Origin of the sequence: Actinoplanes sp. NPDC049681 (genome assembly GCF_044465265.1) — a bacterium.
In the GTDB taxonomy this organism is placed as follows: domain Bacteria; phylum Actinomycetota; class Actinomycetes; order Mycobacteriales; family Micromonosporaceae; genus Actinoplanes.
Genome location: NZ_JBITLP010000003.1, coordinates 787,600 through 802,722, shown reverse-complemented (window position 1 = coordinate 802,722; position 15,123 = coordinate 787,600). Strand labels below are relative to the sequence as shown.

The 15,123-nt window shown below is 72.4% G+C and carries 14 protein-coding genes; 9 read left to right on the top strand and 5 right to left on the bottom strand.

The features are described 5' to 3' along the window. Together ACIBO8_RS13685 and ACIBO8_RS13680 are read right to left on the bottom strand one after the other, a co-directional pair. A complete protein-coding gene (locus tag ACIBO8_RS13685) occupies nt 1-549 on the bottom strand; it encodes an NADAR family protein (protein WP_396115641.1) in 549 nt (182 codons plus the stop codon). Nucleotides 550-738: 189 nt separating this feature from the next. After that, nucleotides 739-1,722 (bottom strand): helix-turn-helix transcriptional regulator, encoded by a 984-nt coding sequence (locus ACIBO8_RS13680; RefSeq protein WP_396115464.1) that lies wholly within the window; start codon nt 1,720-1,722, stop codon nt 739-741. Between the two features lie 101 nt (nt 1,723-1,823). Between ACIBO8_RS13680 and ACIBO8_RS13675 the strand changes: the two genes are divergently transcribed. The 3 genes from ACIBO8_RS13675 (at nt 1,824) to ACIBO8_RS13665 (ending at nt 6,219) form a co-directional block, all read left to right on the top strand. After that, on the top strand, nt 1,824-2,957 hold the full coding sequence (locus ACIBO8_RS13675; protein ID WP_396115463.1) for a magnesium and cobalt transport protein CorA: 1,134 nt from the start codon (nt 1,824-1,826) through the stop codon (nt 2,955-2,957). Further along, on the top strand, nt 2,954-3,460 hold the full coding sequence (locus tag ACIBO8_RS13670; RefSeq protein ID WP_396115462.1) for a GrpB family protein: 507 nt from the start codon (nt 2,954-2,956) through the stop codon (nt 3,458-3,460). Before ACIBO8_RS13675 ends, ACIBO8_RS13670 begins: the two co-directional genes overlap by 4 nt. A gap of 170 nt (nt 3,461-3,630) precedes the next feature. Further along, nucleotides 3,631-6,219, top strand: a complete 2,589-nt coding sequence (locus ACIBO8_RS13665) for a lipopolysaccharide biosynthesis protein (RefSeq protein ID WP_396115461.1) — start codon at nt 3,631-3,633, stop codon at nt 6,217-6,219. A gap of 45 nt (nt 6,220-6,264) precedes the next feature. Here ACIBO8_RS13665 and ACIBO8_RS13660 read toward each other — a convergent pair whose 3' ends face one another. Beyond that, a complete protein-coding gene (locus tag ACIBO8_RS13660; RefSeq protein ID WP_396115460.1) occupies nt 6,265-6,687 on the bottom strand; it encodes a hypothetical protein in 423 nt (140 codons plus the stop codon). A gap of 9 nt (nt 6,688-6,696) precedes the next feature. After that, nucleotides 6,697-7,185 carry a GNAT family N-acetyltransferase gene (locus tag ACIBO8_RS13655; protein WP_396115458.1) on the bottom strand — a complete coding sequence of 163 codons (489 nt, stop codon included), beginning with the start codon at nt 7,183-7,185 and terminating at the stop codon, nt 6,697-6,699. Between the two features lie 70 nt (nt 7,186-7,255). Here ACIBO8_RS13655 and ACIBO8_RS13650 point away from each other — a divergent pair, with 70 nt between their 5' ends. Continuing rightward, entirely contained in the window at nt 7,256-7,870 is a 615-nt protein-coding gene (locus ACIBO8_RS13650) for a DUF2238 domain-containing protein (RefSeq protein ID WP_396115457.1), read from the top strand. Between the two features lie 31 nt (nt 7,871-7,901). Continuing rightward, the gene (locus ACIBO8_RS13645) at nt 7,902-8,258 is read left to right on the top strand and encodes a DUF2750 domain-containing protein (protein WP_396115455.1); all 357 of its coding nucleotides are present in this window, start codon (nt 7,902-7,904) and stop codon (nt 8,256-8,258) included. Here the strand turns inward: ACIBO8_RS13645 and ACIBO8_RS13640 are convergent. Then, nucleotides 8,236-10,917, bottom strand: a complete 2,682-nt coding sequence (locus ACIBO8_RS13640; protein WP_396115454.1) for a transglycosylase domain-containing protein — start codon at nt 10,915-10,917, stop codon at nt 8,236-8,238. The genes ACIBO8_RS13645 and ACIBO8_RS13640 overlap by 23 nt on opposite strands. A gap of 147 nt (nt 10,918-11,064) precedes the next feature. Here ACIBO8_RS13640 and ACIBO8_RS13635 point away from each other — a divergent pair, with 147 nt between their 5' ends. From ACIBO8_RS13635 to ACIBO8_RS13620, 4 genes are all read left to right on the top strand, one after another. Further along, nucleotides 11,065-11,496 carry a response regulator gene (locus ACIBO8_RS13635; RefSeq protein ID WP_396115453.1) on the top strand — a complete coding sequence of 144 codons (432 nt, stop codon included), beginning with the start codon at nt 11,065-11,067 and terminating at the stop codon, nt 11,494-11,496. A 42-nt stretch (nt 11,497-11,538) separates the two neighbouring features. Beyond that, the gene (locus ACIBO8_RS13630; protein ID WP_396115452.1) at nt 11,539-11,880 is read left to right on the top strand and encodes a PRC-barrel domain-containing protein; all 342 of its coding nucleotides are present in this window, start codon (nt 11,539-11,541) and stop codon (nt 11,878-11,880) included. 10 nt (nt 11,881-11,890) lie between these two features. Next, complete coding sequence (locus tag ACIBO8_RS13625; RefSeq protein WP_396115451.1) at nt 11,891-12,253, top strand: nuclear transport factor 2 family protein; 363 nt, start codon at nt 11,891-11,893, stop codon at nt 12,251-12,253. 110 nt (nt 12,254-12,363) lie between these two features. After that, on the top strand, nt 12,364-15,108 hold the full coding sequence (locus tag ACIBO8_RS13620) for a tetratricopeptide repeat protein (protein WP_396115450.1): 2,745 nt from the start codon (nt 12,364-12,366) through the stop codon (nt 15,106-15,108). The last annotated feature ends 15 nt before the right edge of the window (nt 15,109-15,123 follow it).

Sequence of the window (15,123 nt, the reverse complement as noted above, 5' to 3'; positions counted from 1 at the left end):
TCAGCCGCTGAGCCGGCCGCGCGCCTCCATCAACGCAAAACCCAGCAGATTGAGCCCGCGCCCCCGAGCCGGGTCGCCGACCCCCTCGTCGGTCGCCGCCAGGCCGATCCCCCACACTCGATCCGTGGGGCTCGCCTCGACGAGGACGCGCTTCCCGGTTCCGGCGAGGAACTCCCGCAACTCGGCACGCTGACCGAACTTGGCGACGCTCGCATCGACGACGATCTCGTATCGCTCCGCGACCCAGGCCGCCTCATCGAAGCCGCGGACCCGACGGCCCAGCATCTTGGCCTGCCGCGGGTGACCGGCGGCCAGAATTCGCCCGGCCGCCTCCTCGTCGCCGAAGAGCAGCGCCTTGCGCCACATCATGTAGTGCTCGGCAGTGGCGAAGCGCACGCCGTCGACGGTGAAGGCGGACGGCCACCACTGGCTGAGGCAGCCGGTGCCGATACCGCCGTCGCGCTGAGGACGATGCCCCCAGAAGAACACGTATTTGATCCGCTTGCCGGAGCGGTGCGCAGCAAGCAGGTCATCCACCGTGCGGGGCATGTCGTTCACGCCCGGCAGTATGCCCGTCGGCGGCCTGCTGGGCGAATGCGCCTCGGACGACAGCTGTACTCCCCTCAGCCGGTTCGGGACGAGCACTCCTCGGTGCGCCCGGAGCGCCGCCGAGGCCTTGGGCTTTCACCACAGTGGACGCCGACGCGCGAAAAGTGTCAGAGGGTGCCGCTAGGTTTCTCAGTGCGGATCGGCGCCACGGGGGCGCCGATCCGCAGCACCTTCCAGGAGGGTGTCCGCGGCCTGCCGGGCGCGCTGGTGCAGTTCCGGCGGCGACTCGATGGTGAAGGGGGCGCCGAGCACGCCGAGGATCATCACCGGCCAGCCCAGGTCGTCGACGCTCATCCGCATCCGGCAGGTGTCGTCGGTGACCGCGTCCACCGCGGCCCAGTGGCCGACCTGCTGCCGCACCGCCGCGGCGGGCAGAGCCACCACGACCGAGACGTCGTGCCGGCTGGGCACCGCGGCGAGTCGTTGCCGCATAAAGGCGACGGGGTCGCCGCCCGGGATGTCGCGCGGCCGGAAGCGGGTGCCGGTGAGGACCGGCTCGGTCAGGCGGTCGACCCGGAAGCTGCGCCAGTCCGCACGGTCCACGTCCCACGCGATCAGGTACCAGCGGCGGCCGAGGGCCACGAGGCGGTGGGGCTCGACGTGCCGGCCGCCACTCTCGCCCTCGCGCGGGGCGTAGTCGAAGCGCAGCCGTTCTTCGCCGCGGCAGGCCATGGCGATGGTGGTCAGGGCCGCCGGGTCCAGCACCGGGCCGCTGCCGAGGACGCCCGGGGCCGTCACGGCCTGCAACGCGTCGATGCGGCGGCGCAGGCGGGGCGGGAGCAGCTGGATGACCTTGGCGAGGGCGCGTACCGATGTCTCCTCGAAGCCGGCGACGGCGCCGGCGGCTGCCGTCCGCAGCCCGACCGCGATGGCGACCGCTTCCTCGTCGTCGAGCAGTAGTGGCGGCACCGCGGCGCCGGCCTGGAGCTGGTATCCGCCGGCGACGCCCCGTGCGGCGTCCACCGGGTAGCCCAGGTCGCGCAGCCGGTCGACGTCGCGGCGCAGCGTGCGGGGGCTGACCTCGAGCCGCTCCGCGAGCTCGGAGCCGGGCCAGTAGCGGTGGGTCTGCAGGAGGGAGAGGAGCCGGAGCATCCGCGCGCTCGTGTTCGCCATGACCCGAGGATCCCACCGATTGCGGTCAGGAACCGGCCGGTATCGGACGTCGGGCGGCGAGTGCGGCGGGTACGGGCACCCGCCGGATACCGTCGGGGCCGATGATCGTCGAGGGTGGGAGGGCGCGGCGGATGTTCGGCTGGCGACGGCGGGAGCCGTACCTGATCCCTCGCACGCTCGGCCGGATCATCGAGGGACTGAGCCGCCCGGAACGCGCCGTCCCGCAGCCCCGGCGGCACAATCCCGGCGCCGTCGTGGACTGCGCCGTCTACCACGGCGGCAAGCGGCGGCCGGGGCTGTCGCACTACGCCGACGCCGCCCAGGCCGCCCGCCGGCAACGCGACGCCTTCGTCTGGCTGGGCCTGCACGAGCCGGACGAGAGCACCATGGCGTCGATCGCCGCGGTGTTCGGGCTGCACCACCTGACCGCGGACCAGGCCGCCGCCGCGGGTCACCGGCCGGCCGCCGAGACGCTCGGCGACGTGACCCGGCTGGTGCTTCGGACCGCGCGCTACGTCGAGCACGAGGAGCTGACCGCCACCTCCGAGGTGGTCGACACGGGTGACGTCACGGTGCTGATCGGGCCGCACTTCGTCATCACGATCCGGCACGGGGCGGCGGGCGCGCTCAAGCCCGTACGGAACGATCTGGAGGCCCGGCCGGCAATGCTGGCAGCGGGTCCGTGGTCGGTGGCGTACGCGGTCTGCGATCGGATGGTCGATCTCTATCTGGAGGTCGCGGGGCACGTCGAGCGGGACCTCGAGGCGCTGGAGGCCGTCGCCTTCGCGGCCGACAAGGCGCCTGATATCGCCCACGTCTACCAGCTGAAGCGCGAAATGGTGGAGTTCAAGCGGGCCGTACTGCCCCTGCAGGAGCCGTTGCAGCGCCTTCTGGACCACGGGGTGGTGCCCGACGCGCTCTATCCGTACCTTGTGGACGTACGGGGTCGCCTGGGGCGGGCGGTGGACCGGGTCGCGGGGTTCGATGATCTGCTGAACTCGATCCTCCAGGCCCGGCTGGCCCAGGTCTCCGTCGACCAGAACAACGACATGCGCAAGATCGCGTCCTGGGCGGCCATCGCGGCCGTGCAGACCGCCATCGCCGGCATCTACGGGATGAACTTCAAGGTCATGCCCGGGCTGGACTGGCAGTACGGCTATCCCGCCGTCCTGCTGCTGATGGCGGTCGCATCGGTGGTGCTGTACCGCAGATTGAAGAGGGTGGGCTGGTTGTGACGATCGCGGAGCCGGAGGAGCGCTGGGCCGAGCTCGGCCGGCAGGCGTGCGTCACGCTCGCACCGCTCTTCTCCGCCGTCGAGCACATCGGCAGCACCGCCGTGCCGGGGCTGCCCGCCAAGCCGGTCATCGACCTGATGGCCGCGGTGGACGAGCTCGACGACGTCAACGGCAGCGCTCTGGAGTCGCTCGGTTACCGGATCCAGCCGGCGGACATGCCGGAGCGGCTGTTCTACCGGCGCGAGGACTACGACAGCACGGCGTACCACTTGCACATCGTGACGACGGACACGTGGGCGACCCGCAATGAGCGGCTGCTGCGGGACCATCTGCTCGCCCACCCGGAGGCGCGGGAGCGCTACGCGGCCCTGAAGCGGGAGCTGATGGACCGATTCGGGCCGGGTGAGTCGTATACGCGCGGTAAGACCGAGCTCATCCAGGAGCTGACCGATGCCGCCCGGGCCGGGCGCGGGCTGCCTTCTGTTCCGGTGTGGGAGGAATAACCCCTCTTCACACCCGTCACAAACCTCGTCCGTTCGGTCCCGGTCCCCTCCCCCGGACCGCATGTTCTCCACACCGGACGGAACCCGCGATCTACCCCACATTGCCATGGCCGATCAACACGCCGCGTAACTACCGTTGCGAGTCGATCACTGCACTGGGGGCGGTAGTAGTGGAAAGCACGGTAACCGAGGCCGTACCGGAGAGCCTTGATGCGGGGCCCGAGGGCCCGGGCCGCGGTGGCCTGATCACCGTTCTGAAGGGTCACCTCGACCTGTTCCTGAACGCCGGCTCGCTCATGGCGACCACCGCGATCACCTCCCTGTTCGGCTTCGCCTACTGGTGGCTGGCGGCGCGCACCGCGCCGGCCGCGGCGGTCGGGCAGGCTTCGGCCGCGGTGTCCGCCATGACCCTCATCGGGACGATCGGGATGTTCGGCATGGGCACCATGCTGATCTCGGATCTGCCCGCCCTCAAGGGCCGCAAGTGGGAGCTGATCAGCACCTGCCTGCTCGTCGCCGGCAGCGCCGCGACGCTCGGCGGGCTGATCTACGTCGGGGTCGCCCACTTCGCCGTCCCGGGGTTGCGGGAAGCGCTCGGCAGCACGGCCGCCACCGCGCTGCTGGTCTTCGGCATCGCGCTCAACGCGATGACGCTGGTGCTGGACGAGGCCCTGGTCGGCCTCCTCCAGGGCCCCCTGCAGCTCATGCGCAACGCCTGGTTCTCGGTGATCAAGCTGGTGCTGCTCGGCGTCCTCACCCTGCTCCCGCTCACCCTCACCGGCGGCGAACTGCTGCTGACCTGGGTGGCCGGCATGGTGCTCTCGGTCGCGATCCTCGGCCGGGCGCTACGTCGCAAGGGCATGGTCGATTCGGTACGCCCCCGCGCGTCGCTGCTGCGCGGCCGCGGCCGGTCGACGTTCGACCACAACCTGCTGAACCTGGCGACGTACCTGCCCCGGGCGGCGCTGCCCCTGGTCGTCACCGCGGTGCTGTCGGCCGAGGCGAACGCGTCCTTCTACACCGCGTTCATGGTGCTGTCGTTCCTGGCCATGGTGCCCGGCAACGTGGCGCTGACGCTGTTCGCGGTGGCCAGCGGCGACAAGGCCGCGCTGCGTTCCAAGGTCCGGATGGGCCTGCTGATCTGCCTCGGCGGCGGCCTGCCCGTCTCCCTCGTGGTCGCCATCGCCGCCGGCCCGATCATGTCGATCTTCGGCGCCGCGTACGCCGGCTCCGCCGGCACGGCGCTGACCATCCTGGCGCTGACCTACGTGCCGTTCGTCTTCCACCACTTCTTCCTGGCGATCTCCCGGGTGCAGGGCACCGTCCGCGGCGCAGGCATCTTCTCGGTCTTCGCCGGGGTCGCCGAGCTCGTCGCGGCCTGGTACGGCGGCAGCCGCGGCAGCCTCACCGAGCTCGTCACCTGGGTGGCGCTGGTGATGGCGGCGGAGACGGTCCTCGTCGCCCCGACCGTGCTGCGAGTGGTCTTCGCCAAGGCAGCTCCCGAAGGAGAGAACATCATGTCGAGCACCAGCCTGACCCTGCGCGAGCGCGCGTGGCTGCCGCTGGAGTACATCCGTACCGTCGGTCCGCTTACCGGGGTGACGGCCGCGCGGTTGCGCGCCGCGCTGATCGGTCTGCACGCGGCCGACCCGACGCACCGGGCGGTGTCGCGCCTCGACCGCAGCGGCGCGCGGTGGCTGCACATGGACGCCGACGCGTTCGCCGCGTACGTCCAGGACGCCGTGACCGACCTCGGCGACGGGCCGGCCGACTTCGACGCGATGACCCGGCAGCTGCAGGCGGAGCCGCGTGCTCACCACCCGGTGCGGATCCTCGTCGGCGGCGGCTACGTGGCCATGAAGGTGGCGCATGCCTACGGCGACGCAGGCCCGGTGAACACGCTGCTGCGGGAGCTGGTCCGGGCGGCCGGCGAGGAGCGGGCCGCGGTGATCGCCCCCTCGCAGCGGCACCGCTGGGCGCTGCCGAAGGCCTGGTGGAAGCAGTTCGGCACCAAGCCGGGACGGTGGAAGGAAGGCCTGAGCTTCGCGCGGCCGCCGCACCCGGAGGAGTCCGCGACCCGGCCCTGGACCGCGAACCTGACGGTGGAGACGGCGCGCTCGGCCGACGTGCTGGCGAAGATGCGGGTGTGGCGCGACGAGCACGCCCCCGGCGTCACCACCTCGGCGATCACCTTCGCGGCCTTCACCGCGGCGCTGCAGGACCTCGGGCTGAACCCCGACATGACCGGCGGTACGTTCCTCGCGGACGCGCGGCGCTACGTCGACAAGGGCGTCAGCATCGACAGCAACTTCTGCATGGGCCCGTACCTGACGCCGCCGAGCCTGACCGACCCGCAGGCGATCCACACGACACTCAAGGCCGAGCTGGCGACCGGCCGGATCCTCACCATGATGCTGCTGCGCGAGACGAAGCTCCTGGTCACCGGGGCGCCCGGCATGCCGGACCCGTACCCGGGCGAGGCGCCTGCCGAGCCGCGGCCGCGGCTGACCTTCAGCAATCAGGGACGCCACGACGTGCTCGCCGACCTGCCGTGGGCGGCCGAGGCGGCGGAGCGGGTGAACCAGAGCGTCCCGACGCTCAACGGCCCGGAGGGCATCACGCTGACCACCTCGGAGATGGGTGGCGTGCTGCACCTGGAGGCCACGTTCCACGCCTCGACGTACGACCCGGCCGTCGTGGCCCGGGCGCTGCAGCTGGTCTGCACCGACCCGGCCGCGCTGATCATGGCCACGCGGTAGCTGACTTGCGCGCGGCCGGCCGCCCCCGCCGGCCGCGCGCATCCTCTACTGGACCAGCACCGGCAACGTGAGCCGGAAGCTCTTGGACTTCTCGGTGTCGTTCCGGCAGTTCGTATAGGTGATCGTCGCCTCGATCGGCGCGAACGCCGACTTCCGGTAGTGCGCGGTCACGTTGATCGCGGTCCGGTCGACCCGGCCCGGCTCGAGCCGGTCGCTCTGCGAGAACGACGTGTACGTGCCGGTGTTGCTCGGATAGCCCACGTCGACCTTGCGGCCGTCGACGGTCACCTCGGCGTCACAGATCTTCCTGCCGGTCTGCCAGTAGATGTCGACCCACGTCGGCTCGTGCGCCTCGACCGCGCGTACCCAGGGCGTGAGCGGGTGCGGTTCTCCGCTCGACGCGGCGGCGGGCGTACCCGTCAGCAGGGCCGCGGCCAGGCCCAGCACCGTCGGAAGCACCTTGATCATGAATCCAGACTAGGGGAGCTTCCGGTACATAACGTGCAAACCGACCCGTCCCCGCGAGGCCGAGTCGAAGGCCTCCGGGATCGTCGTCATGACCTCGAAGCCGAGCGACTTCCAGAGGTGGACGGCTGCCGTGTTCGACTCGACGACCGCGTTGAACTGGATGCCGTGGTAGCCCTCCCGGCGCGCCCGGTCCAGGACGTATTCGCCCAGCGCCCGCCCCACCCCGCGCCCCCGCGCGGCGGGATTCACCATGAAGCTGGCGGTGGCGATGTGCGCGCCGCGCCCCGGTCGGTTCGGGCCCATCTTGGCCGAGCCCAGCACCTCGTCGTCCTCGACCGCCACCACGGTCAGCCCGGGCGGCTCCTCCATCCACAATGCCCGGGCCTCGTCGCTGCCGGCACCCAACGGGTACGCGTACGTCTCCCCGGCCTCGACGATCGCCGACCAGAACGGGAAGATGGCCGGCCAGTCCTGAGGAGTCGCCACCCTGATGTCCATGGACCGACCCTAGAGCGAACCCGTACGGATACTCATACCGGCGCTCGCGCCGGCTGACAGCATTCCCCGCATGACTCAGGCACGCCGTGAACCGGCGATCTTGCTCGCCGCCGGTGCGGTCGCGCTGGCGGTGTCGGCGATCCGGCCCGCCTCGTACGGCACCTGGCTGCTCGAGGTCCTGCCCGCGCTGATCGCGGCGCCGGTGCTGGTGCTGACGTACCGGCGGTTCCCGCTCTCGCCGCTGGCGTACCGGCTGATCCTCGCCCAGGCGCTGATCCTCATGATCGGCGGCCACTGGACGTACGCCGAGGTGCCCGCCGGGAACTGGGTACGCGACCTGTTCGGGCTGGACCGCAACCCGTACGACCGGCTCGGCCACCTGTTCCAGGGCATCACGCCGGCGATCGTCGCGCGCGAGATCCTGCTGCGCCGGACCCCGTTGCGGCCGGGCCGATGGCTCTTCGCCCTCGTGGTCTGCGTGGTGCTCGCCATCAGCGCCTGCTGGGAGTTCTTCGAGTGGTGGTCCGCGCTGATCGGCGGGTCGGCGGCCGACGACTTCCTGGGTACGCAGGGCGATGTCTGGGACACGCAGTGGGACATGTTCCTCGCCATGGTGGGCGCGATCCTCAGCCAGCTGGTTTTCGCCCGTTCGAAGCACGCGGCACCGCCCGGAGAGCGACGATAGGGACAAACGGTGGCGGAGGAGAGGAACGGCAATGTCGCTCAGCGCGGCCCATTCGAAGGCGTTCCGCCGCGAGGCACCCCTGGAGGGCCGGGTCTGGTCCATCCGGGACGCCGGCGGCTTCCCGGCCCCTCGCGGCGCTGACGGTACGCGGGCGATGCCCTTCTGGTCCAAGCGATCCCGCGCCGAACGGGTCGTCGGCGCCGTCGAGGCGTACCGGGACTTCGAGATCGTCGAGATCCCCCTCCCGGACTGGCTCGGCAGCTGGCTGCCCGGCCTCCGCGAGGACGGGCTGCTCGTGGGAGCCAACTGGGCGGGCGCCCGGGCGACCGGGTGGGACCTGACGCCCGCCGAGGTCGCCGGCTGGTTCAGCGAGCCGGCGACCCGCTGACCTCGGGCACCGTCGACGGCGACCCGCTCGGCGACGGGGACGGTGTCGCGGCCGGCGACGGTGTTGCGGCCGGCGACGGTGTTGCGGCCGGCGACGGCAGGGCCTTCGACCGGACCGTGCGCTCCGGCAGATCGAACCGCCATCCGTCCGCCTTCAGCCGGGGGATCAGCTTGCCCAGCGCGGCCACGGTCTGCTTCCGGTCGCCACCGCCGTCGTGGACCAGCACCACCGACCGGGGCTCGAGCTGCTTCTCGATCCGCTCGGCGATGACGTCCGCGCCGGGCAACAGCCAGTCGTCGGGGTCGACCACCCAGCCGAGCGGGGTGTGTCCCAGCTTCGCGCCCTCACGGGCCGAGGCGCCCCAGGAGCCGTACGGCGCCCGGAAGAACGGCACGGTGACACCCGGGGCCGCCGCCGCGATCGCCGCGTCGGTGCGCTCGATGTCGGCGCGGGCGGCGGCGGCCGGCACTGCTCCCAGGTCGTCGTGCTTCCACGAGTGGTTGCACAACGCGTGCCCCTCGGCCACGATCCGGCGCACCAGCGCGGGGTAGCGCTGCGCTTCCTCGCCCACGAGGCAGAACGTCGCCTTGATGCCGTACCGGTCGAGCAGGTCGAGCACCTGCGGCGTGTACGCCGACGGGCCGTCGTCGAAGGTCAGCGCCAGCCGCTTGCCGGAGCCCTGGGTGCGCACGACCGGCGTACCGAATCCCGGCTGCGCGGCTCCCTTCTCCGGGGCCGCGTCGTGCCGGGGGCGCGACCGGCCCGCATCGCCGGCATCGGTACGCCCCACGTGCGCGGCCGCCGGCAGCTTCCGGACCGGGGTCCCGGCCAGCGCGTCGCGCGTGAAGGCACTCCACAGCTTCGCCGGCACGGTGTCGCCCTGGATCGGCTTGCCGGCCGCATCCCGGATCGGCCCCGGCCGCTCGCGACCGACCCACACCGCCGTCGCCAGCTCCGGGGTGTAGCCGGCCATCCACGCGTCCTGGTTGTCCTTCGTGTCGCGCCACTGCTGCGTACCGGTCTTGCCCGCCGCGGGCCGCCCGGGCCGCACCCGGTCCGCGGTCACGACCGCACCGAGCACCGAGCCGACGTCCGCGGCGACGTCGGGGCCGAGGACGGTACGGACACCCGGCGCCGCAGTCCAGAGCTGCCGCCCTTGCGCATCCGCCGCCGTCTCGACGAAGTACCGCTCGTGGCGTACGCCGCCCGAGGCGAACGTGCCGTAGACCGTCGCGAGGTCGGCCGGGGTCACCGGGTACCGGCCGATCGCGATGTCGGGACGGGTCTTCCCGGGCCGCGGGTCACCTTTGGCGTCGACCAGGGTGGGCGTTCCGGCGTACCGCTCGGAGATGCCCAGCGCGTGGGCCATGTCCCGGACCGTGTCCGCGCCGATCTCCTCGGTGACCGCGTAGAACGGCGTGTTCAGCGACTCGACCATCGCCTTCTCGAGGGTGCAGTCCGGGCACTGCAGATTCTTCTGGTTCCGCAGCGGCACCCCGAGCCGGCCCGGGAACTGGCGCGGCGAGCTGCCGTCCCACCGCGATTTCGCGCTGATTCCGCGGCGGAGGGCGGCCGCCAGCACGATCGGCTTGAACGTGGACGCGGCCGGGTGAGCCGCCGAAGCGTCGTCGAAGAAGCCGCGCCCCCGTTTCCCGCCGTAGTACGCGCGCACACCGCCGGTCCGGGGATCGACGGCGACCAGCGCGGCCCGCAGGTCCCGCGGCTGGCCGGCGAGGTGCCCGGCGACCTGGCCGGCGGCGGCCCGCTGCGCGGCCCGGTCCACGCTCGTGACCACCGACAGCCCCTGCGTGTGCAGCGCTTGCGAGCTCACGCCGTGCGCGGCGAGTTCCGCCTCGATCCGGTCGATGACCAGGCCGTCCGGCCCGGGATCCTTGACCGACGGCGGCTCCACGCGGGGGTACGCGGGTTCCTCGGCGAGCCACCCCAGGTTCCGCTGCGCCTTCACCACCCAGTTCCACCGCTTGCGGGCCGCGGCGGCGTCGTGGGCGGGGTCGTAGCGGTACGGGTCCTTGATGACCGCGGCGAGCACGGCACCCTGCGCCGCCGTCAGCCGGTCCGGCGTGATGCCGAAGTACGCGTGGGCCGCCGCGGCGATGCCCTGGGCGCCGCGTCCGTAGTAGATGGTGTTGAGGTAGCGCTCGAGGATCTCGTCCTTGGAGTGCTCGCGCTCGAGCCGGATCGCCAGCGCCACCTCCTTCGCCTTGCGCTCGACGGACACGTCCTGGGTGAGGAAGGCGTTGCGGACGTACTGCTGGGTGATGGTCGAGGCGCCCTGCCGCGCGCCGCTCGCGTCGGCCACCACCGCGCGCAGCACGCCGCGTAGAGACACGCCGGCGTGCTCGTAGAAGTCCCGGTCCTCGGCTGCCAGCACCGCCGAGCGGACCGCCGGGGGCACCGCCGACAGCGGCACGTCACTGTGGTCGATCGTGCCGACCCGCGCCAGGATCGTCCGGCCGTCCCGGAAGTACAGCGTCGACGCCTGGGGTGCCACGGGCGCCGGGGGCACCGGCACCGACTCGACGTACGCCTCCGCCGCGGCCGCGCCCGTACCGCAGTAGAAGAGGACGATCACCAGCAGGCGGGTGACGACGCGACGGAGCAAGCGCCGCCGCGGCTTGCGGACCGATTCTTTCCTCACGCCGACAAGACGCGGCAGGCACCTCATCAGTGGCATTCGATGGCCGCTTATGAGACATGTCTCGCCCGGCCGTATTTCATACCTGGCGGAGGTGGTATTCCGGGCGAGCCGCCCCTATGCTTGCCGAACTGCAAACAAGGGGGCAGATTGCGAAGTCTCGAGATCCTCGTCGTCGACGACGACGACGCGGACGCCTTCATGATCTCGGAGGCGCTGGAGAGCTCGGAGACGCAGACCACGGTCAACCGCGTCTCCGACGGCCGCGAGGCGCTGGACTACCTGCGGCGTGTCGCGCCGTACGGCGACGCGCACCGTCCGGATCTCATCCTGCTCGACCTGAACATGCCCCGCATGGACGGTCGCGAGACGCTGGCCGCCATCAAGACCGACGACCGGCTCAAGGCCATCCCCGTGGTCATCCTGACCACGTCCGGCGCCGACCAGGACATCGCCGCGAGCTACCAGCACCGGGCCAACGCGTACGTGACCAAGCCGTTCACCCTGGACGACTTCGAGACGACCGTACGCACGATCGACCGCTTCTACCGCGAGGTGGCCGTCCTGCCGCCGGGCGACTGACGGCCCGGTTATCCGTCGGCATGCGTGGGTACGTCCCCACGCATGCCCGACACCGATTCCGCACCCGAGGACCTCGGGGCACCGCAGTCGTTCCTCGTCCTGGCCGACGGCACCCCGGTCTACGACCGCGCGGGTGACCGGGTCGGCACCGTGGCGCACGTCCTGGCCGACGACAAGCAGGACATCTTCCACGGCCTCGTCGTCAAGACCGGGGACGGCCACCGGTACGCGTCCGCCGACCAGATCGACGGCATCTACGCCCACGGCGTGATCGTCGCCGTGCCGGCCGGCCGGCTCGCCGAGCCCAGCGAGAACGCCGCGGACGACGACTCCCTCGCCGACGGCCTGCGGCGCGCCTGGAACTGGCTCGTCCAGCCCAAGTGATGATAGGGACATGGACCATGAGCTCCGCGACGCCGAACGGCGGCTGCAGGCCGCCCAGGTCGCATCCGATGTTCCGGAACTCGACCGGCTGCTCGACGACCGGCTGATCTTCACCGGCCCGGACGGCCGGCTCTACTCCAAGGCCGACGATCTGCGGGTGCACCGCGAGGGCACCCAGGTCATCGACTCCCTCGACGAGGAACACCTGGACGTGGTCGTCGCGGGCGACACCGGCGTGACGTGGTTCCTCGGCCGCCTCACCGGGAGCATCGACGGGACGCCGTTCGACGCCCGGATGCGCTACACCCGCACCTGGATCCGCGACGACGCCCGCGGATGGCGCATCCTGGCCGCACACGCCAGCGTGGTGTGACTCTGGGTGGCGCCGCGAGGGGCATCGACGGCGCCACCCACCCCCGTGTATCGAGCGGGCCCGATCCTGCCCGCTTACGCTGAAATCCGGATTGATGAAGACTGAAACCCATGTGGGAGTTACGTCTGCTCGGTCCGGTCGAGCTCTGGGTGGACGGGCGGCGGCTCGACCTGGGGCCGGCGAAGCAGCGTGCGGTGCTGGCCGGGATGGCCGCCGAGGCCGGTCGCGCGGTGCCGCTCGAAGAGCTGATCGACCGGGTTTGGGACGGCACGCCCCCGCGGACCGTCCGCAACGCGCTGCACACGTACGTGCTGCGGCTGCGCCGGGTCTTCGAGGAGATCGGCGCGGACGCCCCACGCCTGGAGTTCCGCAACGGCGGGTACGCACTGGCCGCCGACCCCGACCGGGTCGACCTGAGCCGCTTCCGTGACCTGATCGCCCGGTCCCGCCGGAGCGGGCTCGCCCCGTCCGAGGTCGCGGCGTACCTGCGGGAGGCGCTGGCGCTGTGGACGGACCAGCCGCTCACCGGCCTGGGCGGCGACTGGGCCGCCGGACTGCGCGACGACCTGGCTCAGCAGCGGCTGGCCGCGGCCCTCGCGCTGGCCCCGGTCGAGCTCGGCCTCGGCACCGCCCCCGCCGCCGTCGCCGAGCTGCTGCGGCCACTGCTGGACGAGCATCCGCTGGTGGAGCCGCTCGCCGCGCTGCTGATCCGCACGCTGCGCCGGGACGGCCGGGAGGCGGAGGCCCAGGCGGTGTTCGCCCGGACCCGCCGGCGCCTGCACGACGAGCTGGGCACGGCACCGGGTACCGAGCTGCGGCAGGCGATACAGAGCCGGCCCGCGCCGGAGGCCGGCCGGCCCCGCCAGCTCCCGATGGACGTCCGGGGATTCACCGGCCGGCGGGCGGAGCTGGAGCGCCTGGACGACCTCCTCGGACGCACCGGGCGGGAGGCGGTCGTCGCCACGCTGTCGGGCACGGCGGGCGTCGGCAAGAGCGCGCTCGCCGTGCACTGGGCGCACCGCGTCCAGGACGCTTTCCCGGACGGTCAGCTCTACGTCAACCTGCGCGGCTTCGATCCGAGCGGTCCACCGGCCCCGCCGGCCGAGGCGCTGCGCGGTTTCCTCGAGGCGCTCGGCGTGCTCCCCCAGCGCATGCCGGCCGACGTCGCCGGTCAGTCCGCGCTCTTCCGCAGCCTGCTCAGCGGCCGCCGGATGCTGGTCCTGCTGGACAACGCCGCCGACGCCGGGCAGGTGCGGCCGCTGCTGCCGGGCGCGGCGGGGTGCCTGACGCTGATCACCAGCCGCGGCCGGCTGGGTGGGCTGGTCGCGGCCGAGGGTGCCCGTCCCGTACGGCTGGAGACGCTCTCCGGCGGCGAGGCCCGCGACCTGCTGGCCCGCCGCATCGGGCCGCGCCGGGTGGACGCCGAACCGTCCGCGGTGGCGGAGATCGTCGCCGCCTGCGCCGGCCTCCCGCTGGCCCTGGCCATCACGGCGGCCCGCGCGGCCACCGACGAGGGGTTCACCCTGGGTACGGTGGCCGCCGAGCTGACCGACTCCCGGCACCGCCTCGACGCACTGGCCGACACCGACCCCGCCACCGACGTCCGGGCGGTGTTCTCGTGGTCGTACCGGACCCTGGACCCGCCGGCCGCCCGGCTGTTCCGGCTCTTCGCGCTGCACCCCGGCCCCGACGCCGGCCTGGCCGGGATCGCCGCCCTGCTCGGTGTGCCGGCCGCCGAGGCGCGCGCCCCGCTGGCCCGGCTGGTGCAGGCCAACCTCCTGGTCGAGCAGCCGGCCGGACGGTACGGATGTCACGACCTGCTGCGGGCGTACGCGAGGGAACTGGCCGACAGCCACGACCCGGAAGCGGACCGCCGGGCCGCGACCCGCCGCATCCTGGACTATTACCTGCACACCGCTCTGGTGGGCGACGAGCGGCTCTATCCGCACCGCCACCGGTTCCACTACCGGCCGGAGGCGGTCGCGCCCGGGGTGCGCCCGGCTGACCTGCCCGACATCCCCGCGGCACTCGCCTGGTTCGCCGCCGAGGAGCGCAGCCTGCGCGCCGCCGTCGAGCTGACCGCCGCGCAGGGATTCGACTCCCACGCCTGGCTGCTGCCGTGGGCGATGTCCACGTACTTCGAGCGGCAGTGGAACGGCCGGGACTGGCTCGCCTGCCTGGGCGTCTCGCTGGCGGCGGCCGAGCGGGCCGGCGACGCGTTCTGGCAGGCCCGCATCCTGTGCAATCTGGGAAACGCCTATCGGGAGCTGGGCCGGCCCGAGGAGGCACACACCCACCTGACCCGCGCCCTCGAGCTCTTCGGCGACACCGGCAACCTCGATGAGCGGGCCCTGGTCCACCTCAACCTGGGCACCACGGCCCGCCGGCTCGGCCACTACGAGGAGGCCCTCAGCCAGGGCAAACAGGCCCTCGAACGATACGGCCAGCTGGGCGACCGGCCCGGTATGGCGTCGGCCCTGAACAACCTGGGATGGTGCCACGTGACGCTGGGGAACTTCGCGGAGGCGCTCGGCTACTGCCAGCGTGCGGTCGCCATTCAGGAAGCGGTGGCGAACTGGCCCGGAGCGGCCCACTCGTGGGACAGCCTCGGCTACGTCCACCATCACCTGGGCGACTACGACGACGCGATCCGGTGCTACCGGCGTTCCCAGGAGCTGTTCCACCGGCAGGGCGACCGGCGCCTCGAAGCGACGATCCTGAGCCACCTCGGCGACGCGCATCAGGCCGCGGGAGATCCGGCGGCCGCGCGGCAGGCGTGGCGGCAGGCGCTGCAGTTCTTCACCGACCTCGACCACCCGGACGCCGCAGAGGTACGCGCCAAGCTGCGTGAATGATCAAGGGCATTCCCT

What these genes read in the sequence shown, in the direction of transcription:
- ACIBO8_RS13630 (WP_396115452.1), top strand. Translation starts at nt 11,539, where the DNA reads ATGCCCGACACCGATTCCGCACCCGAGGACCTCGGGGCACCGCAGTCG.
- ACIBO8_RS13655 (WP_396115458.1), bottom strand. Translation starts at nt 7,185, where the DNA reads ATGGACATCAGGGTGGCGACTCCTCAGGACTGGCCGGCCATCTTCCCG.
- ACIBO8_RS13620 (WP_396115450.1), top strand. Translation starts at nt 12,364, where the DNA reads ATGTGGGAGTTACGTCTGCTCGGTCCGGTCGAGCTCTGGGTGGACGGG.
- ACIBO8_RS13680 (WP_396115464.1), bottom strand. Translation starts at nt 1,722, where the DNA reads ATGGCGAACACGAGCGCGCGGATGCTCCGGCTCCTCTCCCTCCTGCAG.
- ACIBO8_RS13660 (WP_396115460.1), bottom strand. Translation starts at nt 6,687, where the DNA reads ATGATCAAGGTGCTTCCGACGGTGCTGGGCCTGGCCGCGGCCCTGCTG.
- ACIBO8_RS13650 (WP_396115457.1), top strand. Translation starts at nt 7,256, where the DNA reads ATGACTCAGGCACGCCGTGAACCGGCGATCTTGCTCGCCGCCGGTGCG.
- ACIBO8_RS13645 (WP_396115455.1), top strand. Translation starts at nt 7,902, where the DNA reads ATGTCGCTCAGCGCGGCCCATTCGAAGGCGTTCCGCCGCGAGGCACCC.
- ACIBO8_RS13625 (WP_396115451.1), top strand. Translation starts at nt 11,891, where the DNA reads ATGGACCATGAGCTCCGCGACGCCGAACGGCGGCTGCAGGCCGCCCAG.
- ACIBO8_RS13675 (WP_396115463.1), top strand. Translation starts at nt 1,824, where the DNA reads ATGATCGTCGAGGGTGGGAGGGCGCGGCGGATGTTCGGCTGGCGACGG.
- ACIBO8_RS13685 (WP_396115641.1), bottom strand. Translation starts at nt 549, where the DNA reads ATGCCCCGCACGGTGGATGACCTGCTTGCTGCGCACCGCTCCGGCAAG.